This is a genomic window from Acinetobacter sp. ANC 4470 (genome assembly GCF_002135335.1).
GTDB lineage: Bacteria > Pseudomonadota > Gammaproteobacteria > Pseudomonadales > Moraxellaceae > Acinetobacter.
Genome location: NZ_NEGC01000002.1, coordinates 393,638 through 415,252, shown reverse-complemented (window position 1 = coordinate 415,252; position 21,615 = coordinate 393,638). Strand labels below are relative to the sequence as shown.

Sequence of the window (21,615 nt, the reverse complement as noted above, 5' to 3'; positions counted from 1 at the left end):
CAGCGCTAGATTCTGCTTTGAATATAAGGTTAAGTTGAGTATCTCATTTTCACGGTTTGGAGTGTAGCGCTGGAGTCAGAGGATACGACACAGCTTGACTGAGTAAAACCACTTGTGAGTTCTGCTGTTTAGCTGCCTGAATTAAAATATTTAAACTTTTTTCGCTATTGTCCGCCAAATAAGGCAAAAATTCTAAAGGCTGATCAGCCGCTTTAAAGAAGTTATCCCAGTGAATCGGGACAACCACTTTGGGTTGAAGGGTTCTTAAAGTTTGATCAAGATAGTTTTGCTGGAATGCTTCAGACTGGCGTGAAAGTTGTGCAATACCTAAAAATAAAGTGTCGACCTTTAAGTTTTTTAGTTGCTCTGGAACAGTGCCAGTACTGGCTTTGACCAAGATTTTATAGCCTTGATATTCGATTAAATAATCAAAACTGCCACCTTCTTTAAACTCAGAAAAACGTGCGGGTAAGTGAAGTGGAGCTGTTATTTCCTCCCCTAAATCATTATTGACTGCGGTGGGCGGTGTGTGTCGTGAGGGAATTGCAGTCACACGAAAATTGGCAAAAGTTATGGGTTTCCATGGTTCAATTTGGATTAATTGTTGTTCAAAAACATAGGGGTTACCACGTGCAATATTTAATGTACTCGCGGAACCAATAATTTTAGCTTTGGGTAAAAGTTCTGCCAAAATTGGGATATCAAGTGTGTGATCATAATGTGAATGGGTAACGAATATGGCTTGTGTACGTTGTAACTGATTGTGCTGAATCACGTGTTTAATCAATTCAGGCTGACTGTGGATTTTTTCAAAGAGCACTTTGGTCAGGGATGGTCGAGTAAAAAAACCATCAATCAGGATCTGGGATTTTCCATCATCAAAAAGCAGGGTGGAAACACCAAAAAACTTCACGCTTAGCGTTGAGGGTGTAGCTATTTTCTTCGATGCTTGATATTGCCATTTTTCAAAATTTTCAACTTGACCTGAAGGCTGTAGTAAAAAAATGATCACAGCGACTAAGCACAGCATAAACAGCGCCAAAGAAATCAAAATTCCTTTTTTTATCGACATCAATTTTCCTGTTTTATCATTGTGTTTTGTTTTTATTATTGCGTTTTTGCAGGACTAATCTTGTTATTTTATCGGTAAATTTTCAATACTTTTATGAGGATCAATCTTATTTCTTTCCAAAAAATGGATCCAGTCAGACTGATCACCATTAAAGATATTTAAATCAACCACTTTGGTAATACCTTTGATGCTGCCTTGGTTGGTGTGTTGCCAGAACAGCCATTTTGGGTTGCCTTTTAAATTGGGTTTACCTTGGTATTCGCGTACCCAGAGCGGTGTTTTTGCAAATTGTCCCGCTAAAATAAGGTTATAAAATGACTTGGAAATATAGAAAATCGGTTGTTTGCCATAGTGTTGATACAGTCGATCATGCATGACCTGAATTTCTTTTAGCAGTTGTTCTTTGGTATAGGTATTAATGCAGTTACTGTCATACTCCAGATCAATCACAGGTGGCAGTGCATCGGATTTATTGGGCACGGTGGCAATAAAGTTTTGCGCTTGAATTTCGCCATCACGGCATAAACGATAAAAATGATATGCACCCACCAAAAAACCATGTTCACGGGCTTGCAGCCAGTTCTCCTGAAACTTTCGATCTTTAAAATCACCGCCTTCGGTGGCTTTTAAATAGATAAATTGAAATTTTTGGGGCGATATTTTTTTCCATTGAATATCACCCTGATGATGCGAAACATCAAAGCCTTTGACCGAATATTCCTGTGCTGAGGCAGGATTATGATGTAGGACAAAAACATACACCACGATTGCAATACAAATCAGCCCCAAGCCGACGCAAGAGGCGTAAAGCTTTTGTAGGCTGTTTTTGGCGAATCGTTTTTTAGGCATAACAGTCTTTGCGATAATGAACCTTGAATATGATACGCGATCTGAAGCTTCAGAGTACGTTGTTTCTGAAATCTGTTTAAACGGCTGTATCGCGTGGAATATGCCAGAAAATGTAAGCCGTAATGATGTTAATACAGCCTAAACAAATTAGTGTGTTATGAAATGCAAGGCTGATCTGCGCGCTGCCGTAATATGCAGTGAAAACATTGACCAAAGTACCTGCCAAAGCCACACCAATACTCATTGAGAGCATCATAATCATAGATAAAAAACTGTTGCCACTGCTGGCATCAGCTTGAGGTAAATCTTTCAGCGTTAAAGTATTCATGGAGACAAATTGGATTGAATTTAATATGCCAAAAATAAAGAAATGTAAAGTGCGTAGCCAAAGTGGCGTATCTGCTGTGGTTAAAGCCAAACTGGCAATACAGGCACCGACTAAAACCGTATTGACCAAGAGTACGTGGCGATAGCCAAAACGTTGAATAATCAGTCGAATAATTGGTTTTGATGCCAATGATCCGAGCACTGTGGGAATCATCATTAATCCTGTGATCAATGGACTAAAACCAAATGCCACTTGCAACATCAAGGGTAATAAAAAAGGCAGAGCATTACCGCCCAAACGCGCAAAAAAATTGCCTAAAACACCAATGGCATAGATTTTATTTTCAAATAATTTACTACGAAATAAGGCGTTTTCATGGGTGTGGGCATGGTAAGCATAGATTGCTACTGCAATTAATCCTCCCATGACCAGTACAATGCTGAGCCAAACAGAGCTATGTGGATTAGAGAAATTTTCAATGCCTAAGGACATGCCAATCATGGCAATAACCAAGAGCAGGAAGCCGCTAAAATCAAATTTTTGTACAGTCGGTTCGGTGACATTGGGCATGGCTTTAAACGTGACAATTACACCTAATAGTCCCATTGGGATATTAATCAAGAAAATCCAATGCCATGTAGCAACTTCAACCAACCAGCCGCCTAAAGTAGGGCCAATGAGAGGACCAATTAAACCTGCCAGACTCATCAGACTCATGGCAGATAAAAATTGTGTGCGTGGAATGACTTTCAGCATCGCCAAACGACCGACAGGAAGCAGTAAAGCACCGCCAATGCCTTGAATGACACGGAAAAATAACAGTTGTTCTAAACTTTGTGAAAATACGCAGCCCAAAGAGGCCAAGGTAAAAATAATAATGGATGAAAAATAAATATTACGTACACCAAAACGGTCTGCTAACCAGCCACTTAAGGGAATACAGGCAGCCACAGAAAGCACATAGGCCACCACGACACTGTGCATGCGTAATGGGTCTTCCCCTAGGCTTGCTGCCATGGCCGGAATGGCTGTATTTACAATGGTGGTGTCGAGTGCCTGCATAAAAAAGCCAATCGAGACTAAAAAGACCAACAGTCTAAATTCAGGTTGTAAGGCTTGATGCGATGGCGTGGCGTTCATATTTTGAAGAAGCTGAGGTTTCTAAAGAGTTTAAATGAATCTAGAAAGGTTGTTGTATTAAATCGTTGTTTTCATTTTGCCATAATAATGCAATAAAACAGCAATGCAGCCGTCATGCTGCTGACACATGGTGCTTATAACGTGGTCACAATTTTAATAAAAATGATGGATAAGCATAATGAAGATACAATTTTCGGCACTGATGATTGCTTTACTTTCGGTGGGGATGGTGGCGTGTAATGATGATCAGAAAAATGAAGTTATTGTGACACCAGCAGTCGTTGAGGAGAAAACTCCGAATAGCATTGAACTGGTGCGTATTGGTGGTTATGAAACGGGCATTTTCGGTGCTAGCGCGGCAGAAATTCCAGCTTTTGATGCTGCGAGCAAACGTCTATTTGTGGTGAATGCCAAAAAGGGCATGGTCGATGTACTGGATATGACACAACCTGAAAAGCCTGTACATATTGGGGAATTATCTGCACGTACATATTTGGCGGAATCAGACGTGAATAGTGTTGCGGTGCATCAGGGCATTGTTGCTTTAGCAGTGCAAGCTAAAAATAAAACGGACAACGGCATAGTTGCTTTCTTTAATGCCAAAGACTTAAGTTTTATTAGTCAGGTTGAGGTTGGGGCATTGCCCGATATGTTGGTGTTCACACCAGACAGCAAGAAGGTCTTGGTGGCGAATGAAGGTGAACCGAGTGCTGGATATGCCGTTGACCCTCAAGGCTCAATCAGTATTATTGATGTGAGTAATATCCAACGCCCTCTAGTAAAAACAGCAGGATTTAGCGCATGGAATTCGCAAAAGCAAAGCTTGTTGGAAGCTGGTGTCCGTATTTTTGGACCTGATGCTCGGCAATATGCCAATATTACAACGCAAGGTATTCCAACGACAACGGTTGCTCAAGATCTAGAACCTGAATACATTACCATCAGTACAGATGGCAAAACTGCATGGGCAACGCTACAAGAAAACAATGCCATTGCTAAAATTGATTTAATGAAAGATGAAGTCGTCGATATTTTCCCGATCGGCTATAAAGACCATGGTTTAGCTGAAAATGCCTTTGATGCCAGTGATAAAAATTTAGGCATTAATATTCAAGCATGGTCGGGTGTTTTTGGGATGTATATGCCCGATACAATTGCGCAATATCAGGTCAATGGTCAAACTTATTTGGTGACTGCCAATGAGGGTGATGCACGTGAATGGTTGGTCGATGCGGATCAGTATTTTAAAGGTGATGATTTAAACGCAGGCTATGCTGAAGAAATTCGTGTAAAGCACTTATTTAATAGCAAAGGTTTTAGAAATAATGGTGATTATGCTGCACATTTACGTCAGATTGCGCCAAATGTAAAAGGTGCAAAATTAGATCCATCAGTTTTTTGTCATGCTGTATCCGATGTGAATAGCTGCTTAAATAGCTTAATGAGTGATAGTCAATTGGGGCGTTTAACCATGAGTTGGACACAAGGCTATAAAAAAGATGCACTGACTGGTTTGCCACTACTCGATGAAAAGGGGCTGATGACCTATGACAAACTATATGCTTATGGCGGTCGTTCATTCAGTATTATTGATCCATTTTCGAAAAAAATAGTCTGGGACTCAGGCAAAGAATTTGAAGCAAAAGTTGCGGAAATGATGCCGCAATATTTCAATAGCAATCATGAAGAAGCAAAGTTTGATGACCGTAGTGACAACAAAGGGCCTGAACCTGAAGGCGTTGCATTGGGCAAGATTGGCAATAAAACTTTTGCATTTATTGGGCTTGAACGTCAAAGCGGTATCATGGTCTATGATATTAGTCAGCCGAAAAAAGGACAGTTCGTTCAATATTTTAATGACCGAAAAATGACTGAGCTACCAAATAAACAAGGGGATTTAGGACCTGAAGGTTTAATTTTTATTGCTGCGAAAGATTCACCCAATGGACAGCCACTTTTGGTGGTGGGCAATGAAGTAAGTGGTTCAACTGCAATCTATCAAGTGAAGTTAAGCTAATTCAAAGTGAGAAAAAAGAGCACAAAGTTGCTCTTTTTTTGTGTCGTGTAACAAAACCGTATCACTGTGATGTGATTAAAGTGATACAAAACTGTCATAATCTTGCACAACTCATTCGTCGTATTGGGTGGGGCTTTCATTGGCGAAAAAGGTTTTGTTGTTATGACAATCGAAATTTTGATGATTGTTGGTTTCTGTTTAGCTGCTTATTCAATAGTCGGAAATGATGTACCACAAACATTAGGTACCTTTATTTCATCGAATGCTCATCGTCCGTGGTGGTTACTTTGGCTTTATACCAGTAGTATTTTAAGCGTAGTTTTGTTTTACGGTTGGTGGGTTTCAGGGGTAGGGGATGCATCTTATGGTCGTCTTGAAACCATTCCTTTTCCTGAGTCAGGGATTACTTGGCTGTATATTGTTCCGCCTATATTGCTAATCTTGTTGACCAAGTATGGGATCCCCGTTAGTACTACATTTTTAGTTTTGACCATTTTCTCGCCAAGCAGTTTGGGAGCCATGCTGACCAAGTCGATGATGGGATACGCCGTTGCATTTGTGGTGGCAATTATTATCTATCGTTTTGTGATTAAAGGCATTTCGGTTTATTTCAGCAAAACGCGTGATCACAAACCATCACATATTTGGATTGGTTTACAGTGGGTATCTACGGCTTTTTTATGGAGCCAATGGCTGATTCAAGATTTGGCCAATATTTTTGTCTATGTGCCACGTCAAGTCCCGCTCGCATTTTTGATTTTTGCAATTTTGGTTTTTGTCATTTTATTGGGGATGATTTTCTACCAACGTGGCGGAGCCATCCAAAAAATTATCGACACCAAAACGGGTGTGGCAGACATCCGTTCAGCCACCATTATCGATTTTATTTACGCGCTCATTTTATTGGTGTTTAAAGAGTGGAGTAATATTCCAATGAGTACCACTTGGGTATTCTTGGGCTTACTTGCAGGTCGTGAATTTGCCATGTCTATGCATCTGGCTGAAGTGAATAAATATCGAACTTCGCGCAATGTCAGTAAGGATGCGATGAAGCTGATGGTAGGCTTAATCATGAGTATTGTTTTAGCAACTACCTTACCGTGGTTTTATAAAGTCATCTCAGGTTAATTGCATATTGATGCCTTAAAAAAGCGAGCCATGGGCTCGCTTTTTTGTTGTTACGGTATGTATTTAAATGGCAAAGTGTTTTGGAGCGTTTAGATTTTTAATTGCATTCACAATTTGATCCGCATGATTACAAACAATTAATTTCGCCCGATGCTGTGGCGGTAAGAACCCTTCTTCAACGGCATGATCAAGCTGAGCAATTAAAGCGTCATAGAAGCCGTTTACGTTATATAGCATCATCGGTTTTTGGTGTTGATTCAACTGCCCCCAAGTAGCGACTTCTAAAATTTCTTCAAACGTGCCTAAGCCACCTGGCAGTGCCACAAAAGCACTGGCGCGATCCGCCATCATCGCCTTACGTTCATGCATATTTTTTACAATGTGCAACTCAGTGAGTTGATGGTGTGCAATTTCATAATCAAGCATAAATTCAGGAATCACCCCAACAGTTTGACCACCATGTTGTATAACGGCATTGGCGACTTGTCCCATAAGACCAATACTTGCACCGCCATAGACCAGTCCAAAACCTAGATCAGCAAGACCTTGAGCCAGAGCAATGGCTTTTTCTGTATAAATAGGCTTATTTCCTGAACGGGAACCGCAATAGAGCGCAATTAAAGCTTGAGTCGTTTTAGGCGTGGGATTTTTATGTTTTGGAGTCATTTTTAATACACTGTTCATCATTATATTTTCACCATAACACTTTATGTTTTCAGGCTCTAGCTTAGGCAGAAAATATGACCACACCTGCTTTGGAATGCACAGCTTTGGTAAAAATTTGTTGAAATTTGGTGGTAGGAAAACGCAGTATATTGAAAAAAGGATGAATTTCTACTTCATCTTGTTATACTAAAAATCTGTTTTCCAACAAATGAATCAACATGGGTAGTGGTTGTCATCGCTCCGAACATATCAATTCGTACGAAAAAATTATACTGAATAATGTTCAGAGAACATGCACTGATTTTAATAGCATGACTCTAGAATCAGTCCTCAATCGTATGCAGGAGTACATCCAATGATCTTTGAATGGATGTCAGATCCATCGGCATGGGTTGGTCTTGCAACTTTAGTGGTTCTAGAAATTGTTCTCGGTATCGACAATCTGGTCTTCATCGCAATTTTGGCGGAAAAACTTCCCCCTCATCAGCGCAATGCGGGTCGTATTATCGGCTTAGTTTTAGCTTTGGTGATGCGATTAATTTTGCTGGCTTCAATTGCTTGGGTGGTGACCTTAACTCAACCGCTATTCCATCTTTTTGATCATGCTTTTTCTGGTCGTGATCTGATTCTACTGTTCGGTGGTGTATTCCTTTTGTTTAAAGGCACCATGGAACTGCATGAACGACTGGAAGGCACTCAACCGCAAAAAGAAGAAAATCCTGTACATGCCGCTTTTTGGATGGTGATTGTTCAAATTGTGGTGCTGGATGCTGTTTTCTCGCTCGATAGTGTGATTACCGCAGTGGGTATGGTGAAAGATCTTTCCGTCATGATGATTGCGGTGATTATCGCCGTTGGCATTATGCTGTGGGCATCGAAACCGCTCATGAACTTCGTTAATAAGCATCCAACCGTGGTGATTTTATGTCTCGGTTTCTTAATGATGATTGGTTTCTCACTGATTGTTGAAGGTTTTGGTTACCATATCCCGAAAGGCTATTTATATGCTGCAATTGGTTTCTCTGTGGTGGTTGAGTTTGTCAATCAAACCATGCGCCGCAATCAGGAAAAATTGGTCACTACAACGGACTTACGTTATCGTACTGCCTCTGCCGTGATGCGTATGCTAGGTGGAAAAAATGAATCACAAAATAATGAGTCTGAAGATGTACTGGCCACACGTGCCTTTGCCGATGAAGTGTTTAATGAAGAAAATGGTGCTTATCATAGTGTGATGGTACAAGGGGTACTTGGATTGTCTGAACGACCAGTGAAATCAGTCATGACACCACGTCCTGAATTGGAATGGCTTGATTTAGACGAAGATGAAGCTTCGATTAAAGAACAACTCTTGAGCATGACCCATTCGCGTTTAATTATTGCACGTGGTGAACTGGACAATATTGCAGGGATCGTACTCACGCATAAAATCATGAATGAATACATCGAAACGGGTGTACTCAATTTTGAACGTCACTTACGTGAACCCGTCATTGTGCATGAAAATGCCCAAGTGCTCATGGTGATGGAGCAATTACGCCAAGCACCGCTGCAAATGGCGATTGTGTTAAATGAATATGGTTCCATTGAAGGTATTGCGACGCCGATTGATGTGTTAGAGGCAATTGCAGGTGAATTCCCCGATGAAGATGAACTAGAAACAGCCGCGGAAAGTTTAGAAGATGGCACGCTTATTCTAGAAGGGTCTACCGATATTCGTCATGTTTCCTTATTGTTAGCACGTGATTTAGTTGATGAGTCTGAACAATATTCAACGTTATCAGGTTATATTTTATTCCATTTAGGGCGTTTACCCGAAAGTGGTGCAAAATTGGCAGCAGATGGTTATATCTTTGAAGTGGTCACGATGGATGGTCACAAAATTGATAAAGTACATATCATGCCGCAAGCGGAAACAGGTACAGAAAATTAATTAAATGACGTTATATCATTTTAAAATATACGGATAGATTAAAATAGCTCGTACAGTCGGGCTATTTTTATGGGAAAATTTCATGTCAGAAAGCAGTTGTCCTTGCGGGCGAGGGAATTACATAGAGTGTTGCCAACCATTGCATATGGGACAGCAAAAGGCGCAAAGTGCAGAACAGTTGATGCGTTCACGTTATAGTGCATTTGCTAAACATCTGATTGATTACATTGTCAAAACTACAGCTATGGGGCAGCAACAATTCTTGGATCAAGTTGCAATTGCTGATTGGAGTCAATCCAATCAATGGCTCAAACTAGAAGTCATTCAAGCTAAAGAAAAAATAGATAAAAATCATGCACAGGTAGAATTTAAAGCCTATTACCATGATGGAAAACAAGCACAGCTGCATCATGAAGTCTCTCATTTTGTACAACAGGATGGGGCATGGTATTTCCTTGATCCGACCACGGAGATGCAAATCAGCATGAAGCAAGCTTGCATTTGTGGTTCAGGCAAAAAATTTAAACAATGTTGTGCACAATATCTGTAGTTTTAGCTTAAATTTACCTTAGAATAGCGCGCATCGATTACCCTCAGTGGAAGATGGGCAATGTTACTATTAGTCATTTATATTGTTGCGATTACGGCTGAAGCGATGACAGGTGCACTGTCGGCAGGTCGACGTAGTATGGATTGGTTTGGTGTAACGCTGATTGCCTGCGTCACTGCACTGGGTGGTGGTTCGGTTCGAGACGTACTGCTCGGACATTATCCGCTGACTTGGGTTAAACATCCTGAATATTTAGTTTTGACCTGTGCTGCTGCATTTGTCACGATTTTAATTGCCAAATGGATGCGTCATTTACGTTCTATCTTTCTGATTTTAGATGCGATGGGGTTGATTGGCTTTACCGTGATTGGTTGTCAAGTCGCACTGCAAATGGGTCATGGTTTTGTTGTTTCAGCGGTTGCTGGCGTGTTGACTGGGGTGTCTGGTGGTATCTTGCGAGATATCCTATGTAACGATGTACCCTTGGTATTCCGCCGTGAATTGTATGCCAGTATTTCCTTTGTTTCCGTAATTTGCTATTGGGTCTGTCAAGAGATCGGCTTTTCTCTAGAAGTTACCGTCATTTCCACCCTCATTTTCGGTTTTTCTTTACGTTGTATCGCCATCTATTTTGGTTTGGAAATGCCGAAATTTATTTATAAAGATGATGATGAGCAATCTGCATCCTCTAAAGATGCGTCATAACTATTTGCATAAAAATGATAGATGACTGATGAAATAAAGCAGTCATCCTGTTTAAATGAGCGTATAAAAATAAGTACAACTATAAATCCTGTTGGGAAAGCAGTATGCATTCTTTCACCAAATCAGAGCGCTTATTATGGATTTAGTCTCACGTGTACAACGCTTACCAATCGGTAAATTTCACTATACCTTACTCTGGGTCATCGGACTGGGTTGGATGTTCGATGCGATGGATACTGGGCTTATTTCATTTATTTTGATCAGCATGGCTGAAGAATGGAACATGACACCGACGGAAAAAGGTTGGGTGGTATCGATCGGTTTTGTTGGCATGGCGATAGGGGCTGTTTTATCCGGTGGCTTAGCAGATCGAATTGGACGGCGTACCGTTTTTGCAATGACTCTAGTGATTTATAGTATTGCGACAGCTTTATGTGCTTTTGCACCGAATTTAACTTGGTTATTGCTGTTTCGTTTTATTGTTGGCTTAGGCTTGGGGGGACAACTTCCAGTTGCTGTGACTTTGGTTAGTGAATATATTCCTGCTCAAGTACGTGGACGGTTTATCGTTTTACTGGAAAGTTTTTGGGGCTTAGGTTGGTTGGTTGCCGCATTGGTATCCTATTTTGTGATTCCAAATTATGGCTGGCAGATCGCCTTTTTAATTGGCGGCTTACCCGCTATTTATGTATTTATGATTTTGAAAAAAGTGCCAGAGTCGGTACCGTATTTGATTAACCGTGGACGTATTGAAGAAGCACATGCATTGGTGCAGCAGCTTGAACGCCAGTGCGGTGTTGAGGTTATTGATTATATTGAAGTGCAGCCTGTTGCAGCAAAACAAAATATTTCTTTTCGTCAGCTTTGGTCAGGTGCATTTGCGCGCCGTACCTTAATGTTATGGCTGATTTGGTTTGGTATTGTTTATTCCTATTATGGCATTTTTACTTGGCTACCTAGTTTGTTGGTAAAGCAAGGCTATAGCATTGTGCAGTCTTTTGAATATGTGCTGATCATGATTTTGGCACAGCTTCCAGGTTATGTTGCAGCTGCATGGTTGGTGGAGAAATTGGGGCGAAAAGCGACCTTGGCAGGCTTTATTGGCATGTGTGCCGTTGCCGCTTATTTCTTTGGTCAAGCAGATACAGTGAACATGATTATGCTCTGGGGCTGTTTGATGTCGTTCTTTAATTTAGGGGCATGGGGCGTACTGTATACCTATACTCCAGAACAATATCCGACCAATATTCGTGCCTTTGGTTCAGGTTGGGCTTCTGCGATTGGCCGCATGGGTGGAATTGTTGCACCGATGGTGGTCACTCATATGATGATCATGGAGAATGGTTTTAGTCAGGTCTTTATGATGTTTACTGTCGTATTATTGGCTGTGGCTTTGGTGATTTTAATCTTAGGGGAAGAAACCAAAGGTAAAACGCTAGAATCGATGGGTTTATAAAATTGCTGCATTTTTAGTTGATTGCACATTATAAAATGGATATTTTTACGCCATAAGACACAATTTGTCGCGCAGTATGGGAGACTCCCCTTGTGTAGACAACACCTGCGACTTAGCATAACAACGTAGATACAAAAACGAATTAATTAGGATTTCACGCTTTTATGACCAGCCTTGTGCATCAAGCCACAGAAAATCGTTCCGTAGCAGAATTTACCGAACAAGCTTATCTCAATTATGCCATGTACGTGATTATGGATCGTGCATTACCGCATATTAGCGATGGTTTAAAGCCGGTACAACGTCGTATTGTGTATGCAATGAGCGAGCTCGGTTTAAAGAATAGTGGTAAGCCAAAAAAATCTGCCCGTACGGTCGGTGATGTACTGGGTAAATATCATCCACATGGTGATTCTGCTTGTTATGAAGCGATGGTGCTGATGGCACAGCCCTTTAGTTATCGCTACCCTTTTATTGAAGGTCAGGGCAACTGGGGCTCACCCGATGATCCAAAATCTTTCGCAGCAATGCGTTATACCGAAGCCAAACTTTCACTTTATAGCGAAGTGCTGTTGTCGGAATTGGGTCAAGGTACTTGTGAGTGGCAGGATAACTTTGATGGTTCAATGAAAGAACCGGTCAATTTACCTGCACGTGTCCCGAATATTTTGCTCAATGGTACAACAGGGATTGCCGTGGGCATGGCAACCGACATTCCACCACATAATTTACGTGAAGTGATTAAAGGCACGATTGCTTTAATTCGTAACCCCAATTTAACCGATGAAAAAGTGGCAGAATATATTCCTGCACCCGATTTACCGACCAAAGCTGAAATTATTACCCCCGCGGAAGATTTATTAAAAATTCAAACCACTGGTCGTGGTAGTTATCGCATGCGTGCGATTTATACCATTGAAAAAAATGAAATCGTGATTACTGACTTGCCATATCAGGTTTCAGGTTCAAAAATTATCACTCAAATTGCCGACCAAATGCAGGCCAAGAAACTGCCTTTAGTCAGCGATGTTCGAGATGAGTCCGATCATAAAAATCCGACTCGTTTAGTGATTGTGTTGCGTTCAAATCGTATTGATGCAGAAGGGGTGATGAGCCACTTATTTGCAACCACTGATTTAGAATCGAGCTATCGTGTCAATATGAACATGATTGGGGCGGATGCGCGTCCACAAGTAAAATCGATTCGTCGAATTTTATTGGAATGGATTGAAATTCGTAAAAATACCGTGACCCGTCGTCTACAGTATCATTTGAATAAAATTGAAAAACGCCTGCATATCTTGGCAGGTTTACTGATTGCTTATTTGGATTTAGATACTGTTATTCGCATTATTCGTGAAGAGGATCATCCGAAAGCAGAACTGATTTCACATTTCGGCATTGATGACATTCAAGCTGAAGCCATTTTAGAACTTAAGTTACGTCACTTGGCGAAACTTGAAGAAATGGAAATTCGCCGTGAACAAGAAGAACTAGAAGCGCGCGCTGCTATTATTCGTGAACAATTGGCCAATCCAGAATCATTAAAGAATTTAATCATCACCGAACTTAAGGATGATGCGAAAAAATTTGGCGATGATCGTCGTTCGCCAATCGTACAGCGTACAGAAGCGCAAGCCATCAATGAACAAGACATGTTGCCTGCTGATCCTGTGACGGTAGTTTTGTCTGAAGCAGGTTGGATTCGTTCTGCCAAAGGGCATGATATTGATGCTGAAAATCTCAATTTCCGTGCCGGCGATCAATATTTAAGTCATGCGCAAGGAAAATCAAATCAACGTGTATATGTTTTAGATGAAACGGGTCGCAGTTATGCACTGGCCATTGCGAGTTTGCCATCGGCACGGGGTTTGGGTGAGCCATTAAGCTCCAAACTTGCACCTGCAAATGGGGTGGGTTTTATCCAGATTTTAATCGAGGATGATGAGCACGATATTATTGCAGTGAGTTCTAAAGGCTATGGCTTTAAGTCGAATGCGAAACAACTCGATACCAGTGCTAAAGCGGGTAAAGCGTTCTTAACTGTAGCTGATGATGCTAAAGCATTACCGTTGCAAACGGTGGATGCCAATACGCATTTGGCGATGTTGAGTACCGCTGGTCGTTTATTGCTGATTGATTTGTCAGAATTACCAATGCTGAACAAGGGTAAAGGAAATAAATTGATACAACTTGAAGGCAAAGAACAAATTTTGTCCATGACATTAACGTCTTTAAATGAAATAATTCAAGTGGTTGCAGGACAGCAACAATTAAAATTAAAAGGTGATGATCTTCAAAGATATATTGGTAAAAGAGCCACGAAAGGTCAACTCTTACCACGAGGATATCAAAAAGCAAATAAACTGTTCATTCAAAGATAAAACTAGCATCCATTGATCAAAATACGTTATATATGATGAGTATTCGTGTAAATGGATGTCGTGTTATGCATAAACAAGTTAAATAATGACGCATAACATTGAAAACACTTGAAACTAAGGATTATAGATTGGAGATTAGGGCATTATGGAAAAGATTTGGTTTGCTGAATACCAAAAAACAGGGATTCCTGAAACTGTAGAATTGCCAGCAGAAAATACCTCACTCGTTGATATTTTTGAACGTAATTTTAAAAAATTTGGTTCACGTGATGCCTTTATCTTCATGGATAAAGTCTTAACTTTTGATGAACTAGATGAAGCCAGCCGTAAATTTGCGACGTATTTACAAAGTTTAGGATTGGCAAAGGGTTCCCGCGTTGCAGTCATGATGCCTAACGTCCTTCAATATCCAGTGGTTGCACTTGGTGTATTGCGTGCAGGTTTAGTGTTGGTGAACGTGAATCCACTGTATACCTCGCGTGAACTTGAACACCAATTGAATGATTCTGGTGCTGAAGCATTGGTGATCATTGAAAACTTTGCCACTGTTTATCAAACCATTATTGGTAAAACACCTGTGAAGCACGTCATTGTTGCTTCTGTAGGTGATATGTTGGGTACATTAAAAGGTACACTGGTGAATTTTGTTTTACGTTCAGTACGTAAACAAATTCCAGCTTGGAATATTCCAGGACATATTAAGTTTAATGCTGCAATGTCAAAAGTCAGTGCAAGTAACTATAAACGTCCAAACCTGACTTTAAGTGATACCGCAGTACTTCAATATACGGGGGGTACAACGGGTGTTTCTAAAGGTGCAGAATTAACGCACCGCAACCTTGTTGCGAACTTATTACAGTGTGACGGCATCTTCCAAAGTAAATTTGGCGCACAAGACGGCGCTAAAGATGACCGTATTTTCTGTGCATTACCGCTTTATCACATTTTTGCTTTCATGGTTTGTGCCATGTACGGTATGTATAAAGGTCAAGCGAACGTTTTAATTCCAAACCCGCGTGACTTACCTGCGGTGATGAAAGAATTGCGTAAATACCAACCTTCATTCTTCCCAGCAGTAAACACTTTGTTTAATGCATTGGTGAATAATGAAGAGTTTAGACAGCTCGACCATAGCAAACTTAAAATGGCAATGGGCGGTGGTATGGCGGTGCTTGCGTCCACAGCAGCAGAGTGGAAAAAAATTACCGGCACTAACATCATTGAAGGTTATGGTTTGTCCGAAACCTCACCAGTTGCGACAGCAAACCCACCTAATTCTGAAGAATTCAGTGGCAGCATTGGTGTTCCGTTACCATTAACTGAAGTTGCAATTTTGGATGACGATGGTAATGAAGTCGCATTAGGCGAACAAGGTGAAATCTCGATTCGTGGTCCACAAGTGATGAAAGGCTATTGGAACCGTGCAGATGAAACTGCCAAAGTGATGACAGCAGACAATTTCTTTCGTACCGGTGACATTGGTGTGATGGATTCGCGTGGTTATGTGAAGATTGTTGACCGTAAAAAAGACATGATTCTGGTTTCAGGCTTCAATGTCTATCCATCTGAAATTGAAGAAGTGATTTCGACACATCCAAAAGTATTGGAAGTGGCTGCTATTGGTGTTCCTGATGAAAAATCAGGTGAAGTACCTAAGCTTTTTGTAGTGAAAAAAGATCCGTCTTTAACGACAGAAGAAGTCCTTGCTTTTGCTAAAGAAAACTTAACAGGCTATAAACGTCCTCGTTATGTTGAGTTTATTGATGAATTACCAAAATCTAACGTAGGTAAAATTTTACGTAAAGATTTACGTAAAACTGCATAAAGCAAGTCATAAAAAAAGCGCCGTTTTCGGCGCTTTTTTTATGACTTTAAAAATCAATTTTTTATTAACCAGCGATCAATATACGGGCGACCAATGCCAAAAATACCGACAAAGGTAAACATGGTGCCAAACTGGCGGCTAAAACTGGGTAAATGAAATGCACCATAGCTCAAATAGTTATCTATCAGGCAATATACAAAAATAACCACTAACCAAAGTCGTAAATTTTGCCGCTTAATACTGACCATCCAAAAGGCAATAATTAAGATGATCAGCGTACCAATCGGTGACGCAATATTCATATTGGCACAGATGGTTGCGATTAAGAAAGCAACGATTGGCAACACGATTTTAAGTACACGATCCACTTGACGTTGATGTTGTTGCTGTTTTTCAAGTACATCGAACATTTCTTGTTGATCAGGGTTGATCATAATGGAGCCTTATTCCTCAGTGATAAAAACATTATAATTTAACAAAAATTATTGTTGAAACGCCATGCTATGATATGTGCAGAAAATTTTAATGAGAAAAATGAGATGCAGAGCATAAGCGGAATAGTTTATCTCATCTTAATTGCATGTTTAATGCCTTATGTTTTTACAGTAATTGCAAAAAAAACAGCTGGCTTTAAAGCACGAGATAACCAAAACCCACGAGAATTTTTGGGTAAAACCACAGGCTTGGCCGCACGTGCTAATGCAGTACAGCAAAATAGTTTTGAAAGTTTACCGTTGTTTATTGCTGCAATTTTAATGGCAGAATATATGGTTGTTCCACAAACGGTGATTATGACCTTTGGTATTGCCTATATTATATTTCGAATTCTGTATGGTATTTGCTATTTAGCCAATTGGTCAACTTTGCGCTCTATTGTTTGGCTTTTAGCGCTACTGTGCCCAATTTGCTTATTAATTTTGGTGATTAAATTAACTTAAAGTCGCTCCATCTATGGAAATACATATTTGGGCGTACCAGATGTATAATCACAAAGTTATTTAATTTTCAAAAACCGTTATAATCGTGCCGATTTAAATTAGATTTAACTTGTTAAAGAGTGATGCTATGAGCTACAGCAATATCCCAGCGGGTAAAGATGCACCAAACGACATCTATGTCATTATTGAAATTCCTGCAAATGCAGCACCAATCAAATATGAAATTGATAAAGATTCAGATGCTTTATTTGTAGACCGTTTCATGGGTACAGCAATGTTCTACCCAGCAAACTATGGTTATGTTCCAAATACTTTATCTTTGGATGGTGACCCATTAGACGTACTGGTTGTGACACCACATCCAGTTGAACCAGGTTCGGTAATTCGTTGCCGCCCTGTGGGCAAATTGAATATGGAAGATGATGGTGGTATTGATGCGAAATTAATTGCAGTGCCCCATGATAAATTAACACCACTTTACAAAGATGTTCAGGAATATACAGATCTTCCAGAGCTTTTGATCAAACAAGTTGAACACTTCTTTGCTCATTATAAAGACCTTGAAGCTGGCAAATGGGTAAAACTCAGTGGTTGGGAAGGTTCTGAAGTTGCTAAGCAAGAAGTTTTAAGCTCAATTGAAGCTTATAAAGAAGCGAATAAGTAATTTGAGTTAGATGAGACTTAGCTTTGGTTAAAAAGCCGAGTCCATAAAAAAACCTGCACATTGTGCAGGTTTTTTATTGTTCTTAAATATGCGATGAAATTAGAACAATTTCACAGGAATATCAAGGAATAAACGCCATTCGTTGGTGTCACCGATATAAGCGCCATCATAAGCATTATTTGCACGATAGATTGAGTTACGTACACGTAAGCTAGCATCTTTAGCAAAACCACTTTGTACGGTATATTTTACTTGGTTAAAGAACTCTTGCTCTTTACCTTCTTCGGCTGTACCCGCAACGTTGATATCCCAGCCATAAACATAAGCAGTTGTCCAATTTAGACCAGGCACACCGAATTTGCCTAAGTCTAAGCTGTATTGAACTTGTGCTGATTTTTCATGGTTGCCGATAAAATCAGACAGGTATGAGTTTGGTAGGTAAATACTTTGGAAACCGTCAGCATTTTGACCGTAATCATAGCCAGTGTTACCAGTATTTTGTTGGTAAGCCAGCATAAGATTATGCGCGCCAGTATTATAAGTACCTGAAATAGCCCAAATATTGTTGCTGCGACCAGAAACATCTTTGTTGCCAATTGTTGAAGAATAAGTATTCGCTTTTTCGTCAAATTCGGTGTGGTAGCCGCTGAAGTCATAAGTCAAAGAACTGTTATTTGCTAATGCTTGCTTATAGTTAGCATTTACATAGTGACGTTCAAGTGCATTTTTAGAATCTAAGCCATAGTATGACGCATTGATGGCATCATTTACTTTATATTTAGCACCCCAAACCACTGCACGGTCTAGCTTATTGCCATCCGTATTGATTTGTTCTGACATCTGATTTTTAGTGAATTTACCAGCAGTTAATTCTAAACCGTTAATTTCACGGCTGGTTGCTAAAACACCATCAAAATATTCAGGCACCATACGACCAGTATTGCTGGCAAGTACAGGCAAGTCTAAAACTTGTGTACCGTAACGGATATCAGTATTGGAAATACGTGCTTTAACATTTGCACCGCCACGCGCCCAATGGTCATATGCTGAACCATCATTATGCTGCGGTATCATGTTATTGCCAGCGTTTTTATTTTCGCCTAATTTGAATGATGCATCACCTACCACACCAATACCGAAACCAACCACGCCCTTGGTATAGCCAGACTCTAAATCAAAAATTGCAGATTGAGCTGCTGAACTTGTATCATCAACCCCATTTTTTTTATCACGGTTAACGTAGCCTGTACGGAACAAGACAGATCCTTCTGCATCTTCTACAAAACCTTTAGATTCGCTTTGCTCACTTGCAAATGCAGTAGAAATAAGAGCAGCTTGGATTAAAACTACTAAGGTAAGTTTTTGTGTTTTTTGCATTGGGAGAAAGCCTTATACAAAATAGGAGGAAGAAATTGCCAGAATTGTATACGTAATGTATAGCAAAAAAAGCTTTTTTTTATTGATTTTGTTTCGTTAAACTTATGCATTTTGTTGAATATCATTTTGGCTGTGTTTCTAAATAACAATTGAAAGTATGTTGCTTTGTTTAAATTATTATTTAAAACAATAATATATTTAAATTATGGATGATTTTTTATGTAATTTTTTAAAAAATAAGTCAGTGAAACATCGAGCTTGGTTTCTGTTTTTTAAGGCTTAATACTTTGGTCGTATAATGATCTTTAGTACTCATTGATAGGTCTTTATTGTTGGTTGGTATGATCTGTAGTTGGTTTCTTAACAGGGCTATATTTTTGATATTTAATGTAAAATTCATCTAATTTATAACCAGTAAAAATAGGTTTTTCTTCAGTGTAATCGTTGTATCACGCTAAAATTAAATAAAAAAAGGAGAATTCTCTTTGAAAAGAGCGACTAAAAATTATAAAAAGCTTTAGAATCCGCAGCTAAATTTGTCATCGAAAAAGAATCTTTAGTTGATTCTATAAGGGCTAGCAATGCATCAGAATTCACATAAAATTACGTTATCTTTGTTGTTGAGTATGAGCGCAATGTCTGCATTTGCTGAAGAAAAGACAACTTTAGCAACAGCGGGAGAATTAACAGGTAGTTTTACTGTGGTGAATAAATATATTTACCGTGGTGGTGTGGAAAATGATGATGTTGCTCTACAAGCTGCTGTTAAATATGCACATCAAAGTGGTGTTGCAGTAGGATACTGGGGTTCAACATTAGATTATGATCCATCTGATAATAGTGAAGATAAAGATCATGGTTTTGAACATGACTTTTATCTGGCATATGCTCAAGAGATTAACCAAGCGTGGCGCTATAAAGTTCAGGCTACTGCTTATTATTATCAAGATGGCGGCACCGTTTATGCTGAAAATGGTGATAATCGTAAAACAACAGCATTCGATGTATTGGGTGAGTTAGCCTACAAAGATTTAACTTTAGGTGCGGTGGTGGTACTAACAGACGCCTCTTTTGCCAACGCTGGAGATATCTATTTAAGTGCTACATATAGTTATGCTTTACCGCAAAGTTTTAGGTTAAATACCTCGCTAGGTGCATCTATTTATAATAGCAGCCGTGATGACAGCATGATTGAAACCCAAAATGATGTTGCTTTTAATGAAGCTCGTATCGGAGTTAGTAAAAATATTCCAAATACTGCCGTGACTGCATCTTTAGATTATGTGATTGGGGGTAAGGATCGTTTTGATACAAATTTTGATGATCAGGTGGTATTGGGTCTAAATTTTAATTTTTAAGCTAGAAAGTACTTAGATTTTTTAAAGTGCATAGATTATTTTAAGTTTATGCACTTTTTTTACGCATAATATAAAAATATGATTAAAAAATAGCCTTAAAAAGAGGCGTGATGTAAGTAAATATGAATTTTGATTTAGGGTGAGTCTGAATTTTAATGGCGAACAACCGAGCAAAGATATTGAATCAACGTGATCTTAGATAAAATGCTTTATATGGAAAAATTTATAAAAACTTTACGTGCTTTTGAAAAAGTGAAATAGAAAATTTACGTATAAACGACCGATACTGCCTGTCTTGATGATTGGTTTAAAAGGTTTATGCATGTCCATATTTCAAAAAGCTGCTTTTGCTCGTAAGAGAATTTTGATCTCCAGCCTTTTTAATTTTAAAAAATTGGCATAGTAATTGCTCATAAGAATTGAGTCTATAAAAAATTGTTGGGGATCTTCAAATGCTTAAAAAATTATTGGTTGTTGCGACATTAACTGGTTTATCTGGAGCTGTATTTGCTAATGAAGCACCAGCATTACCATTTGGTTTGTCGGTTAGTGGAACTGCTGCCTTAACTTCAGATTATCGTTACCGTGGCATGACACAAACGTTTAATGATCCAGCTGTGCAGGCGGGTTTTGTATTGTCACATGAGTCAGGCGCATATGCGGGTGTCTGGGGCTCAAATGTCGATTTTGGCGGTACAGCACACATTGAACTTGACCCTTATGTGGGTTATGCAACAACTTTAGACAACTTTGCAAATAAACCATTGTTAGACGTGGGTTTGTGGTACTACGCTTACCCAAGTGAAAGTGACTTAAACTGGTTAGAATTATACGGTAAAGTGACCTTCAAAGATGTGTTGGCAGAGGGTGCAAGCTTGTTAACTGCCGTGAACTATACCAATGATTTTTTGGGTTTAGATGCTAATTCATGGTACCTAAATGCAACTTATTCTGTACCTTTTGGTGCAACTGGTTTTGGCGGTGTCGCTGCATTGGGTTATACCACAGTAGATGAAGATAAATATACCTTTAACGGTGATGACAGCTATATCGATTGGAAAGCGGGTGTAACGTATTCATTTGCTTCAGTTAGTGGTCTAACTGCTGAATTGGCTGCAGTAGGTACAGATATTGATACTGATGGTATGACTAATTTAGGCAAGCGTGGTGTAGAGACGGGTGCTGTCTTCACGCTAACCAAAGCATTTTAATTTTTGATATTTTA

18 protein-coding genes are annotated in these 21,615 nt (G+C 39.5%); 12 read left to right on the top strand and 6 right to left on the bottom strand.

The window, feature by feature from the left end; all coding sequences use genetic code 11:
- Positions 1–49: 49 nt before the first annotated feature.
- The 3 genes from B9T25_RS05070 to mdtD all read right to left on the bottom strand — a co-directional run bounded on the left by B9T25_RS05070 (position 50) and on the right by mdtD (position 3,389).
- Entirely contained in the window at positions 50–1,072 is a 1,023-nt protein-coding gene (locus B9T25_RS05070; protein ID WP_086187379.1) for an MBL fold metallo-hydrolase, read from the bottom strand.
- A gap of 63 nt (positions 1,073–1,135) precedes the next feature.
- Positions 1,136–1,921, bottom strand: coding sequence for a GH25 family lysozyme (locus tag B9T25_RS05065; protein ID WP_171262721.1), 786 nt, complete (start codon positions 1,919–1,921; stop codon positions 1,136–1,138).
- A gap of 76 nt (positions 1,922–1,997) precedes the next feature.
- Positions 1,998–3,389, bottom strand: coding sequence for a multidrug transporter subunit MdtD (mdtD, locus tag B9T25_RS05060; protein ID WP_086187378.1), 1,392 nt, complete (start codon positions 3,387–3,389; stop codon positions 1,998–2,000).
- Positions 3,390–3,567: 178 nt separating this feature from the next.
- Between mdtD and B9T25_RS05055 the strand changes: the two genes are divergently transcribed.
- Together B9T25_RS05055 and B9T25_RS05050 are read left to right on the top strand one after the other, a co-directional pair.
- The gene (locus B9T25_RS05055; protein WP_086187377.1) at positions 3,568–5,406 is read left to right on the top strand and encodes a choice-of-anchor I family protein; all 1,839 of its coding nucleotides are present in this window, start codon (positions 3,568–3,570) and stop codon (positions 5,404–5,406) included.
- A 162-nt stretch (positions 5,407–5,568) separates the two neighbouring features.
- Positions 5,569–6,534, top strand: coding sequence for a hypothetical protein (locus B9T25_RS05050; protein WP_086187402.1), 966 nt, complete (start codon positions 5,569–5,571; stop codon positions 6,532–6,534).
- A 63-nt stretch (positions 6,535–6,597) separates the two neighbouring features.
- Here the strand turns inward: B9T25_RS05050 and B9T25_RS05045 are convergent, their stop codons facing one another.
- Positions 6,598–7,218: a TIGR00730 family Rossman fold protein gene (locus B9T25_RS05045; RefSeq protein ID WP_086187401.1), complete on the bottom strand. Its 621-nt coding sequence runs from the start codon at positions 7,216–7,218 to the stop codon at positions 6,598–6,600.
- A 337-nt stretch (positions 7,219–7,555) separates the two neighbouring features.
- Here B9T25_RS05045 and B9T25_RS05040 point away from each other — a divergent pair, with 337 nt between their 5' ends.
- The 6 genes from B9T25_RS05040 to B9T25_RS05015 all read left to right on the top strand — a co-directional run bounded on the left by B9T25_RS05040 (position 7,556) and on the right by B9T25_RS05015 (position 16,053).
- A complete protein-coding gene (locus tag B9T25_RS05040) occupies positions 7,556–9,133 on the top strand; it encodes a TerC family protein (RefSeq protein WP_086187376.1) in 1,578 nt (525 codons plus the stop codon).
- An 82-nt stretch (positions 9,134–9,215) separates the two neighbouring features.
- Entirely contained in the window at positions 9,216–9,683 is a 468-nt protein-coding gene (locus B9T25_RS05035; RefSeq protein WP_086187375.1) for a YchJ family protein, read from the top strand.
- A 60-nt stretch (positions 9,684–9,743) separates the two neighbouring features.
- Positions 9,744–10,388 (top strand): trimeric intracellular cation channel family protein, encoded by a 645-nt coding sequence (locus B9T25_RS05030; protein WP_086187374.1) that lies wholly within the window; start codon positions 9,744–9,746, stop codon positions 10,386–10,388.
- Between the two features lie 136 nt (positions 10,389–10,524).
- Complete coding sequence (locus B9T25_RS05025; protein WP_086187373.1) at positions 10,525–11,844, top strand: MFS transporter; 1,320 nt, start codon at positions 10,525–10,527, stop codon at positions 11,842–11,844.
- 164 nt (positions 11,845–12,008) lie between these two features.
- Complete coding sequence (parC, locus tag B9T25_RS05020) at positions 12,009–14,228, top strand: DNA topoisomerase IV subunit A (protein WP_086187372.1); 2,220 nt, start codon at positions 12,009–12,011, stop codon at positions 14,226–14,228.
- A gap of 145 nt (positions 14,229–14,373) precedes the next feature.
- On the top strand, positions 14,374–16,053 hold the full coding sequence (locus tag B9T25_RS05015) for a long-chain-fatty-acid--CoA ligase (protein WP_086187371.1): 1,680 nt from the start codon (positions 14,374–14,376) through the stop codon (positions 16,051–16,053).
- Between the two features lie 53 nt (positions 16,054–16,106).
- On the opposite strand, the gene B9T25_RS05010 is transcribed toward B9T25_RS05015, so the two are convergent.
- Positions 16,107–16,487, bottom strand: coding sequence for a hypothetical protein (locus B9T25_RS05010; protein ID WP_086187370.1), 381 nt, complete (start codon positions 16,485–16,487; stop codon positions 16,107–16,109).
- A gap of 105 nt (positions 16,488–16,592) precedes the next feature.
- Here B9T25_RS05010 and B9T25_RS05005 point away from each other — a divergent pair, with 105 nt between their 5' ends.
- Together B9T25_RS05005 and ppa are read left to right on the top strand one after the other, a co-directional pair.
- On the top strand, positions 16,593–16,991 hold the full coding sequence (locus B9T25_RS05005; protein ID WP_086187369.1) for an MAPEG family protein: 399 nt from the start codon (positions 16,593–16,595) through the stop codon (positions 16,989–16,991).
- Positions 16,992–17,118: 127 nt separating this feature from the next.
- On the top strand, positions 17,119–17,655 hold the full coding sequence (gene ppa, locus B9T25_RS05000; RefSeq protein WP_086187368.1) for an inorganic diphosphatase: 537 nt from the start codon (positions 17,119–17,121) through the stop codon (positions 17,653–17,655).
- Between the two features lie 99 nt (positions 17,656–17,754).
- On the opposite strand, the gene B9T25_RS04995 is transcribed toward ppa, so the two are convergent.
- Positions 17,755–19,032, bottom strand: coding sequence for an OprD family outer membrane porin (locus B9T25_RS04995; protein WP_086187367.1), 1,278 nt, complete (start codon positions 19,030–19,032; stop codon positions 17,755–17,757).
- 581 nt (positions 19,033–19,613) lie between these two features.
- Here B9T25_RS04995 and B9T25_RS04990 point away from each other — a divergent pair.
- Entirely contained in the window at positions 19,614–20,390 is a 777-nt protein-coding gene (locus tag B9T25_RS04990; RefSeq protein WP_086187366.1) for a TorF family putative porin, read from the top strand.
- 452 nt (positions 20,391–20,842) lie between these two features.
- Positions 20,843–21,601 (top strand): TorF family putative porin, encoded by a 759-nt coding sequence (locus B9T25_RS04985; protein WP_086187365.1) that lies wholly within the window; start codon positions 20,843–20,845, stop codon positions 21,599–21,601.
- Positions 21,602–21,615: the final 14 nt, after the last annotated feature.